Source organism: Pseudomonas sp. GL_090, from assembly GCF_057837765.1.
Genome location: NZ_CM174452.1, coordinates 3419292 through 3430140, shown reverse-complemented (window position 1 = coordinate 3430140; position 10849 = coordinate 3419292). Strand labels below are relative to the sequence as shown.

9 protein-coding genes are annotated in these 10849 nt (G+C 60.1%); 1 reads left to right on the top strand and 8 read right to left on the bottom strand.

All coding sequences use genetic code 11. The annotated features are described in order from the left end of the window. The first annotated feature begins 29 nt into the window (after positions 1–29). Positions 30–968, top strand: a complete 939-nt coding sequence (locus AC3ITA_RS15345; RefSeq protein ID WP_489277694.1) for a site-specific integrase — start codon at positions 30–32, stop codon at positions 966–968. Between the two features lie 4 nt (positions 969–972). On the opposite strand, the gene AC3ITA_RS15340 is transcribed toward AC3ITA_RS15345, so the two are convergent. The 8 genes from AC3ITA_RS15340 to AC3ITA_RS15305 form a co-directional block, all read right to left on the bottom strand. Beyond that, positions 973–2043 carry an ABC transporter ATP-binding protein gene (locus AC3ITA_RS15340; protein ID WP_150672883.1) on the bottom strand — a complete coding sequence of 357 codons (1071 nt, stop codon included), beginning with the start codon at positions 2041–2043 and terminating at the stop codon, positions 973–975. After that, complete coding sequence (locus tag AC3ITA_RS15335; protein WP_150672882.1) at positions 2040–3638, bottom strand: ABC transporter permease; 1599 nt, start codon at positions 3636–3638, stop codon at positions 2040–2042. The genes AC3ITA_RS15340 and AC3ITA_RS15335 overlap by 4 nt, the downstream gene beginning before the upstream one ends. Before the next feature lie 4 nt (positions 3639–3642). Beyond that, positions 3643–4656: an iron ABC transporter substrate-binding protein gene (locus AC3ITA_RS15330; RefSeq protein ID WP_095943562.1), complete on the bottom strand. Its 1014-nt coding sequence runs from the start codon at positions 4654–4656 to the stop codon at positions 3643–3645. Positions 4657–4927: 271 nt separating this feature from the next. After that, positions 4928–6649: a lipid IV(A) 4-amino-4-deoxy-L-arabinosyltransferase gene (gene arnT, locus AC3ITA_RS15325; RefSeq protein WP_150672880.1), complete on the bottom strand. Its 1722-nt coding sequence runs from the start codon at positions 6647–6649 to the stop codon at positions 4928–4930. A gap of 637 nt (positions 6650–7286) precedes the next feature. Further along, the gene (locus AC3ITA_RS15320) at positions 7287–7844 is read right to left on the bottom strand and encodes a PqiC family protein (protein ID WP_095943560.1); all 558 of its coding nucleotides are present in this window, start codon (positions 7842–7844) and stop codon (positions 7287–7289) included. 17 nt (positions 7845–7861) lie between these two features. Next, positions 7862–9538: a PqiB family protein gene (locus tag AC3ITA_RS15315; protein ID WP_150672879.1), complete on the bottom strand. Its 1677-nt coding sequence runs from the start codon at positions 9536–9538 to the stop codon at positions 7862–7864. After that, on the bottom strand, positions 9519–10175 hold the full coding sequence (locus AC3ITA_RS15310) for a paraquat-inducible protein A (protein ID WP_150672878.1): 657 nt from the start codon (positions 10173–10175) through the stop codon (positions 9519–9521). The genes AC3ITA_RS15315 and AC3ITA_RS15310 overlap by 20 nt, the downstream gene beginning before the upstream one ends. Continuing rightward, positions 10172–10768: a paraquat-inducible protein A gene (locus tag AC3ITA_RS15305; RefSeq protein WP_095943557.1), complete on the bottom strand. Its 597-nt coding sequence runs from the start codon at positions 10766–10768 to the stop codon at positions 10172–10174. Before AC3ITA_RS15305 ends, AC3ITA_RS15310 begins: the two co-directional genes overlap by 4 nt. Positions 10769–10849 lie beyond the last annotated feature (81 nt).

The window sequence follows — 10849 nt, the reverse complement described above, 5'->3', positions numbered from 1 at the left end:
TGAACTGTTTACATTCAAGGCCGTTTCGTTTGATTGACTTACCTGTTACTGATTCCCGCACCGCCATCACCAATCCGCTGACCCTGTATCTGGCGCGACTGGCGCCGTCCAGTCAACTGACCATGCGTTATGTGCTGCAGGACGCCGCCGACCGCCTGGGTTTCGAAGACCACGATATAGAGGAAATCCCCTGGCACAACCTGCAGCCAGAGGACGTCATTGCGTTGGTGGCCACCTTGCGTTCGGACGGCTATGCGCCGAACACGTCGTCGCTCTACGTCAACGCGGTGCGCGGGGTGATGAACGAAGCGTGGCGCATGAGCCTGATCTCTCAGGATCACTTGCTGAAGATGCGTTCGGTGAAGGGTATGGCCGGTACGCGGCTGTCCCAGGGGCGTAATCTCAGGCGCACACTGATCCAGGAGCTGATGGCGGTCTGCGCCGCCGATCCGCGGCCGCAAGGCCTGCGGGATGCCGCGATCATCGGGATTTTGTACGGTTCGGGAATGCGCAAATCCGAATCGGTGAACCTGGAGCTGAACCAGGTCGACTTCACCGAGCGCAGCCTGCGGGTGACGGCCAAGGGCAACAAACAGTTGATCAAGTACGCCCCGGCCTGGGCCTTCGCCAAGCTTGAAGCCTGGCTTGAGCTGCGCCGTTCGCTGCTCAAGGACGGCGAGCCGGACGACCCGTTCCTGTTCAACCGCATCCGCCGCGGCAGCCACATTACTCGTGAGCGCATCACCAAGCATGCGATCTACTACATCGCCCGGCAACGGGGTGCGCAGGTCGGGGTGAAAATCATGCCCCACGACTTCCGGCGTTCATTCATCACCCGGGTGATCGAAGAGCATGACTTGTCGATTGCACAGAAACTGGCGCACCACAGCAACATCCAGACCACGGCCAACTACGATGTGCGCGACGACAACGAGCGGCGTCGGGCGGTGGATCGATTCGATCTGTAAGCGATTAAATCTCGCTCAGTACATGGGCGTGGCCAATGGTCGAGACTTGAACCGCGCTGCCGGCCGGTGGCGCATACATGCCTGAACTGCGCACCAGCAATGATCGGCCCGATTGCTCGTTGCGGGTCAATGGCTGGAGCTCCACCGTCAGCGTGCAGGTGTTGCCGCTGAAATCCCGATCGGTGACCACGGCCCGGCACCCGCTGGCTTCAGGGTCGCTGGGGAGGATGCTGGCCAGTAGCAGTTGTTCGGGGCGCAGCATGATCTGCGCCGAGCTGTTGTTGCGGTGGTTGTTGACCGGGATCCGCCCCAGGTCGCAATGGGCCCAACCGGCCTCGATGCGTGCAGGCATCACCACGGCATCCCCCAGGAACAATGCGGTCTGTTCGTCTTCGGGATAGCGGTAAAGATCCAGCGGATGCCCGGACTGTACCAGTCGGCCATGACGCATCACCGCCAACTGATCGGCGAACGACAGGGCTTCACTCTGGTCATGGGTGACCAGGATGGTGGTGACACCCGCGTCCTCCAGCAGCCGCGCAACCATCTTGCGCATGGCGGCGCGCAATCCGGTATCGAGTGCCGAGAACGGCTCGTCCAGCAGCATCAGCCGTGGCTGTTGCGCCAGGGCTCGGGCCAGGGCCACGCGCTGTTGCTGGCCACCGGACAACTCGTGGGGCCAGCGCCCGGCCATCTTCGCGTCCAGCGCCACGCTGTCCATCAGTTCGGCGACACGCTGGTGTTTTTCAGTGCCCTTGATCGCCAGGCCGAAGCCGATGTTCGCCGCCACGGTCATGTGCGGGAACAGCGCGCCGTCTTGTGGCACGTAGCCGATCAGGCGTTGATGGGCCGGCACTTCGTGGGTGCCGTCGACCAGGGTCTGGCCATTGAGCGAAAGACGCCCGGAGTCGGGGAACTCGAAGCCGGCAATCATCCGCAGCAACGTGGTCTTGCCCGAGCCGGAAGGGCCGACGATGACCGTGCGACTGCCGCTGGGCACCGACAGGCTGACGTTGTCCAGGGCGCAATGGGCGCCATAGGACTTGTAGAGGGCATTCAATTCAAGAGTGTTCATCGGCCAGCCGTTTTTTTCGATTGGTGATAAAGAAGTCCGGTCAACGGAAGCGACAGCACAACCATCAATACGGCGTAGGGCGCGGCGGCTGCGTAATCGATTTCGCTGGTCAAGGCCCAGAAACCTGTCGCCAGGGTTCGCGTGCCGTTAGGGGCCAGAAGCAGGGTGGCGGTCAATTCGTTGGTGATCGCCAGGAACACCAGCGCCGCGCCGGCGGCCGCCCCCGGGGCAGCCAGGCGCAAGGTGATCAGCCACAGTGCCCGGGCCGGTGAGCGGCCAAGGCTGCGGGCGATGTTTTCCAGTTCCACCGGGGCCTGGGCAATGCCTGCGCGCAGGCTCACCAGCGCACGGGGCAAGAACATCAACAGATACGCCAGCAGCACGGTGAAGGTGGTCTGGTAGATCGACCGGGCAAAATGGATCGTGACGGTCACCAGTGCCAGCGCGACGATAATGCCCGGCAAGGAGCTGGTGATGTAGTTGCAGCTTTCCAGCACCCGCTGCAGTCGGCCGGGGTAACGGATCGACAGCCAGGCAATCGGGATTGCCGCGCAGGTGGTCAGCGCCGCGCCCGAAATGCCAAGCAGCAGGGTTTGCTCCAGGGCGGGCAACAATTCGGCCATGTTCCAGACTTCCACGCCACCGGCAATTAGCCACTTGCCCAGGGTGATCAAGGGCACGCCCAGGGCCAGGGCGCAGGTCGCGACTTGCAGCGTCAGCGAGAGCAGGGTGGAGGCCGGTTTCAGGCGCACGACCCGTTGCTCCCGGGCGCTTCCGGAGCCGACGCGAGCGTAACGCGCGGAGCCCCGGGCGGCGGATTCGGCCGTCAACATCGCCAGGCAACACAGCGCCAGCACACTGGCCAGCATGTGTGCAGCCGCACCGTTGAAGGTCGATTTGAACTGATCGAAGATCGCGGTGGTGAAGGTGTCGAAGCGGATCATGGCGTACAGGCCATATTCGGCCAACAAGTGCAGGCCGACCAGCAAGGCACCGCCGCAGATCGCCAGGCGCAATTGCGGCAACACCACGCGGAAAAACACTTTCCAGGGTTTGAGCCCCATGGATTCGGCGACGTCTTCGATGGCCGGGTCGAGCCGGCGCAAGGTGGCCGCTACCGGCAAATACAGGAATGGGAAGTAGGCGATGACCGAGACCAGGACACCGGCAAACAAACCGTGAATCGGTGGCACCAGGCTGACCCAGGCGTAGCTGTGAACGAACGCCGGCACCGCCAGCGGCGCGGTGGCCAGCAACGACCACCAACGCCGCCCCGGCAGATTCGTGCGTTCCGTGAGCCAGGCCAGTGTCACCCCCAGCGCCACGCACAAAGGAATCGTCAGTAGCACCAGCAACACGGTGTTGACCAGCAGTTCACCGACCCGAGGGCGGAACACCAGGGCCACAACGGTTGACCAGCCTGTCTGCAGGGACACGCCAATCACGTAAGCGATCGGTAGCAGTGCCAGTAATGAAACCAGCACCGACAAACCGATCACCCATACACCGCCACGTCCCGCAAAGACTCCGCGGGATCGTCGACGCAAATGTGCGGGCGTCGCCTCAGCGACCCCCGCAGGCAGGGTTTCTGGCATCAATTTAGAGCAGTCCGGCCTGTGTCATCAGCTCCACGGCTTTTTTACTGTCGAGTTTCGAAGCATCGACAGTGGGCGCATCGAGTTGATTCAGAGGCACCAGTTTAGGGTTGGATGCAGCGTCTTTGCCCACGGCGTATTCAAACGATTTGCCGTTTTTCAGGACGGCCTGGCCATCCTTGCCGGTAATGTATTTGAGGAACGCCTGGGCTTGTTCCTGGTGTTTGCTGGAAGCGAGGACGCCGCCGCCGGAGATGCTAACAAAAGCGCCAGGGTCTTTGTGCTTGAAATAGTGCAGGGTAGTGTTCTTGCTGTTTTCGCCCGTCTTGGACTGATCCACCAGGCTGTAATAGTGGTAGATCACGCCGCTGTCGATCTGCCCGGCATTTACCGCCTTGAGTACCGAACTGTTGCCGCGGTAGTTGGCGTAGTTGGTTTTCATCCCCTTGAGCCAATCCAGCGTAGCGGCTTCACCCTTTTGTTGGAGGATGGCCGCGACGATGGCCTGGAAGTCAGCACCGCCTGGCGATGCCCCCCAGCGACCCTTCCAGCTCGGCGAAGCCAGGTCCATGATCGATTTCGGCAGGTCGGCTTCCGGCAGTTTGCTCGGGTTATAGACGAACACCGTGGAGCGCGCGGCGATCCCGACCCATTTGCCATGGGCCGGGCGGTAGGCAGAGTCAACCTGTTCCAGCGTGGCCTTGTCGACAGGCGCAAACAGCCCGGCGTTGTCGACCAGGACCATGGCCGGGGAGTTTTCGGTCAGGAACACGTCCGCCGGAGAAGCCGCGCCTTCCTGCACGATCTGGTTGCCCATCTCGGTGTCGTCGCCGTTGCGCAAGGTGACGGGAATACCGGTCTCCTGGGTAAAGCCCTCGACCCAGGCCTTGGTCAGGCCTTCGTGTTGCGCGTTGTACACCACGATGCCGACGGAGTCAGCGGCATAGACCTGGCCGGCGCTCAGCAAAGCGGTGGCCAACAGGGCTTTTTTCAAGAACGAAGGGATTTTTGGAATCATTCTGCGGGCTGCTCCTGGTGCATTTTTTTGAAAGTCATGCGCATTGAGCCGCCTGTAAACCAATGCGAATCATTTGCATGTTTTTGAAGTGCGGGAAATGTAGAGGTCCAAATGAGAAAATAACGTCAAAAAAACCGTTAATACATGTAATTTTCATTCAGATTAGCAGCACTGTGCCCACTGCGGTTCGACTCGTCCATAAAAGGATGATCGTTGATCAGGATATGACGCAGTTCCGGGTGCCTGCCGGCCCTTTTTGGCGTCTTCTCCATCAGGGCTGGATGGGCGGGAAGATCAGGACCTGCAGGTTGCCGCGCCGATAGCGCTTGCCGTCGGTGGGCAGCGCCTCGACTTCCTGAACCTCGGCGACGCTGTTGACCCTCATCACCACCCCGACCGAGCCCTTCTTGCGCGCCTCGGTCATCCATTGCCCGACGTCTTGCAGGGTCACCTTGCGCGAAGCCGCCGCCGGATCAGAGAGGCCGTATTTCATTTCACCGACCACGTTGTACAGCGCAACGTCAGGTCGCCTGGTCAGCCACGACAGGGCCGAAGCCGCCCCCAGGTCGTTGCTCAGCAGCGTGGTGGTCTGGTTCAGGCTGTCCAGGTGTTCGGAGATAAACCGGTCGGGCATCTTGCTGTCGACGATCCGGCCCGGCATGGCGGCGGGCAGCAGCGCTACCAGCAGCCATATGCCGAGGGCCGGCATCGCCCATAACGTCAATGGCCGCAGGATCTGCAGGGCGTTGGCGATGATCCAGCCCAGCAGCACGATGAACGCCAGGGACAGGCTGAACATCTCGGTATTCTCGAAAATCTCTTTGCTCAATTGCAGGTAAAGCAAAGCAGCCATGGCCGTCGTGGCAATGATCACGTTGAGCCAACCGTTGAAACGAATGGTCCGTGATTTGGATCGTTCCAAAAGGCCGGTCAGCGCGTGCCCCATCAGCAGCGCCAGCGGCAACAGGCAAGGCATGATGTAGGTCGGCAGCTTGCCGCTGCTCATGCTGAAAATCGCCAATGGCAGCAATAACCAGAGCAGGAGAAAACCGCCGGCAGGCTGACGTTTGTTGTTCCAGGCCTGGATGAATGTCGTCGGCAACAACACGGCCCAGGGCAGGACGGAAACCACCAGCATCGGCAGGTAGAACCACCACGGACGGGCGTGTTGCGCATTGTCGGCGGCAAAGCGGCGTACGTGCTCGTTCCAGAAGAAGAAATTCCAGAAATCCGGTTCCTGATGATGGATGGCCAGCGCCCAGGGCAGGCAGACGGCCGCGGCGACCACGACAGTCAGTGGCCCGTATCGCAACAACTCGCCAACGCGGCGCTGCCAGACCATATAGGGCAGGGCGATCACCGCCGGCAGCAGCCAGGCCAGAAGACCCTTGGTCATGAAGCCCATGCCGCAGGCAATGCCCAGCACTGCCCAGGCGCCCAGTCGGGCACGGGTGGTGCGGCTGTCAATGGCGAACCACAGGCAGATCAGGCTCAGGTTGACCCACAGGGTGAACTGCGGGTCGAGGTTGGCGTACCCGGCCTGACCGGCAATCAGCCCGAAGCTCATGTACAACAGTGCGCAGGCGAAGCTTTTGCGCGGATCGTTCCACAACCGGCGGGCAATCAGGCAGGTCAGCCACACACTCACCCCGGTAGACAGTGCAGACGCGATACGCACCCCGAGCAGATTGTCGCCAAACACCGCCTGACCGATGGCGATCATCCAGTACCCGGCAATGGGTTTTTCGAAATAGCGCAGGCCCATGAAGTGCGGCGAAATCCAGTTTCCGCCCTGCAGCATTTCCTGGCTGATCTGGGCATAACGGGTTTCATCGGGAATCCACAGACCGTGGCTCATCAGCGGCAGCAAGTAGAACGCGATGAACGCCAGGAGCAAGGCCAATAGCATCCAGCGCTCGCTGGCAGGCGCCATCGGGGCGTGCAGGGGGGAAGAATGGCCGGCAAATTTGGGCAATGGCTGAATTGTCGTCATGGCTCGACCTTGGCACTCGGATGACTGATTAAAGAGTGATGGGTAACTTGCAGAGCGAAAATCGGAATGATATTGAATGGCAAGAAGTTAATTCATGCTTTTCGTTGTTTGTTCAGCTGTTATTCAGTTAGCTTTGAAATGACTTATTGCCAAAGTTTTCGATCCCTTATGGCTCAAGTTTTACTCTTGTAGCAGAGTGTTCCAGTCTTCGGTATTTACATGGCCTGGCACTTACAACTGCCCGTGGCCATCGACGCGGACAAACAGCGCGCTGTCGTGCTGCGCGTCCGTGATCGGACCCGGGTTTGCAGGCTCTCTTGGGCCAGGGTGGTCGGGGATCCTGGTCGCAGGACAAAACCGGTGACCGGCACGGCGACGGTTCTATTTAAACAAAACACGAAACAGTACAAAAATTCCACGGAGACTAAGTTCGGCGAATTAACTGCAGCGAAAGTTACATCTCTGCAAGTGTCGGCACAGTGAAAGGAATGTGAAAAAACTGCAGGGGAGGGGGCCAGCGAGTCATTAGTCGGTTACTGGGGGTTGTTATCTTTTTCTGTTGCGCAGAATTACAGCGGAACACAGAAGGGACGGCTTAACGGCGAACTTGTCGCCGTTAAGCCGGAGGTGAAGGCGTTCAGGGCGCGGGGCAACTCACCTGTGGTCTGACTGCCGCCTGGCTGATCAGCGCGGCCAGGCGTTTGACGTTGTTTTGCTGGGCAAGCACCAGGTCATCGATGGTCGCGCCCGAGGGCGTTTGCAAGGTGCTGCGGCAAATCACCCGGGCCGTGTCGCCGGTGCTGGCACTGCGAAGGCGCCATTCCACGTCCATCAAGGCGTACTGGCCGGGGACCGAGTCAAAACGCTGCACATCGATCCGCACCGAATGTCGGCCTTGTACAGGACTGTTGCTCAGTTGGTCGACCAGCGCACTGCGCAATTCGTCCACGAGAGTCGAGCCCCACCATTGGGTTTCCAGGATCGCCAGGCCACTGTTGCCTTCGCGAATGACGATCTGCGCTCGATCGACCTGGGGTGGCACGCTGATCGTCTCGATCTGGATCACCCCGACAGTGGTCCTTGAGTGATCGCCCTGCTGCGCCGGGGTCAGGGTGTGGAATTGAATCGGGTCACTGCGGCAGGCGGCTAGCAGCAACATCGCGGTGACCAATGTGAACTTCAGCGGTAAAGCCATGGGTGTTGCTCCTGTGTTCAATTGCGCGGTGGCCCTTGCAGATCCATGGGGGCGGCATTGTTCGGACGGCCGCGAATCAGCGATTCCGGATGCCGTCCCAGGTAATCCGAGAGATCACGCAAGGATCTCGACGTGCGTCCCAGTTCATCCAGGGTCTGCCCCAGTTTTTCCCGTTGTGGCGAATCATCTGCCAAGGTCGAACTGGCCGATTGCAGGGTTGAATTGGCGGTTTCCAGGGTCTTGCTGACATCCGACAGGGTGGTTTGCACGCCAGGCAGGATCTTGCCGTTGAATTGCATCATGCCTTTGCGCAGTTCGACGAGGTTGCCATCGAGATTGCCGGCGATACGCTCGATCGGCAGTTTGTTGATCTTGTCGACCATGGATTCGAGTTTTTCCTGCAATTGCTCGAGGCTTCCGGGAATGGTCGGAATCATGACCGGGCGCGCGTTTGCATCGAAGGCGACTTTGTCGGCCTTGGGGTAGAAGTCCAGGGCAATGTACAACTGGCCGGTCAGGAAGTTGCCGGTGCGGGCCTGGGCACGCAGGCCGTTCTCGATGAAGGTGCCGATCAGCCGCACGCCAGCGGCTTCGTCATTGGGATCATGCTTGAGCACCTTGAGCATTTTGATGTGGGCCTGGCCCAGGCGTTGCGGGTAAATCACGATGCCGACGTTGACCGGAAAGGAGCGAGCTTTCTCGTCATAATCCAGATTGACCGCCACCACCTTGCCGATGTCCACGCCGAGGAACTCCACCGGGGCATCGACTTTGAGGCCGCGCATTGCCTGGTCGAAACGCATGGCCAGGTACTGCGGCTTGCCGTTTGGCGGGGCGAGGGCGGTTTGCTGGTCTTCGAACAGTTCGTAGGCGTACTCGGCAGCCGCAGGTTTATCGTCAGGGCTGTAGTCGGGCGCGCGGAAGGCAATGCCGCCCACCAGCAAGGAAGACAACGATTCGGTCTTGACCGCAAAACCGTTGGCGCCGACGTTCACGTCAATGCCGCTGGCGTTCCAGAAGCGGGTGTTTTCGGTGACGTATTTGTCATTGGGTGCATGGACGAACAGTTCAATGTTCACGCCCTTGCCATCAGCGTCCAGTGCGTAGGCCACCACCTGGCCCACCGGGATCTTGCGGTAGTAGACCGGAGAGCCGATATCCAGCGACCCCAGGTCCTGGGTGAACAGGGTGAAACGCTTGCCCGGCTCGCCATAGGTGATCGGCGGCGGGTTTTCCAACCCCTTGAAGTTTTTTGCCCGGCCGTTGGCCTGGCCGATATCGGCACCGATGTAGTCGCCCGACAGCAGCGTATCGATACCGGACACACCGCCCGCGCCAATGCGCGGCCGCACGACCCAGAACTGCGAATCTTCGCGGGTAAAGCTTTCGGCCTGCTTTTCCAGCTTGATGGTGGCGTTGACGCTCTTCTGGTCATTGGCCAGTTCCACATCGGAGACATGACCAATCACGACATTGCGGTATTTGACCTCGGTCTTGTTCGCGGTCAGGCCGTCTCCGGTCTTGAACGTGACAACGATGGTCGGGCCTTGTTGCAAAATGCTGTGAACCACCAGCGAAATACCCACCAGCACCGCGACGATCGGGACGATCCAGACCAGCGAAACGCTGAAGCGGCGGGTCTTGATCGGTGCCTGCCCGGGGGCTTGCGGCCCGTCAGTGGCTTGTGACTTCATCCGTGACCTCCTCATTGTGTGGGTTTTCCCGTTCTTTATCCCAAATCAAGCGTGGATCGAAACTCATTGCCGACAGCATGGTAAACACCACAACCAGACCAAAAAACAGAATGCCCGGGCGCGGCTCGATATCGGCCAGGGCCTGGAACTTGACCAGCGAAGCCACCAGGGCGACCACAATCACATCGAGCATCGACCAATAGCCGATGACCTCGACGAAACGGTACAACGTCGACCGCTCCTTGCGAGCCCACTCGCTGTCGCGTTGCACGGTGACCAGCAGCAGTGTGATGGCAACGAACTTGATGCCCGGCACCGCGATACTGGCAATGAAAATGATCAGGGCGATGTCCCAGGCCCCAGCCTCCCAGAACTCCAGCACGCCGCTCATGATCGTGCTGTCGGCGCCATTGCCGACCATTTGGGTGTTCATCACCGGCAGCAGGTTGGCCGGGATATAGAACACCAGAGCCGCGATCATGTAGGCCCAGGTGCGGGTCAGCGAATTGGTTTTGCGCCGGTGCAGCGGTGCACCGCATCGCTCGCATTCGTGGGGCTCGAAGGTCATGTCGCAGGCGAGCCCGCAGGTGTGACACAGGCACAGGTTGAGCTCGTCGGCGTAAGGAGGCGTGCTCATACAAGGTCCCATAGTTCGCGGATATCGCGCCCGGCGATGCGGATCATCATCAGGCTCAGCGCAGCCAGGGCGAACAACCCGATGCCGGGCAGCACATCGAGCAGTCCGGCGAGCTTGATCACCGCGACCATGGCACCCAGCAGACAGACTTCGAGCATGCTCCAGGGCCTCAGGGTTTCCAGCCAGCGCATGCATAACCTGAATCCGGGCGAGCGTTGACGGGCGAGGGCGAAGCCGAGCACCCAGATCAGCAGCAACAGCTGGAAAATCGGCGCGATGATCATGGCGATTGCCGCCACCATGGCGATGAAGGTGATAGGCCCCTGGCTCAGCGCCAGCACCGAGTCCCAGAGCGTCGCACTGTTCTTCACGCCTTTGAGGTTGATGCTCATCACCGGATAGAAATTGGCGAATATCCACAGCATCAACGCCGTGAAGGTCAACGCAAGACGCTGTTCCACCGTGAGGCCGTTATAGCGCTGAAGTACGCCGCCGCAGCGCGTACACAGGGTTTTTTGGTGTTTGGCGAGCGTGACTTTCTGGAAAACGCTGTCGCAGTGCTCGCAGATGATCAACTGATCAGTAGTTGCCATTGGTCAAGCTCAATAAGAGGCAGGAAGTTCAGAGCACCCCCTCAATATAGAGGTGACTTGCGATTGAGCAAATGGAAAGTC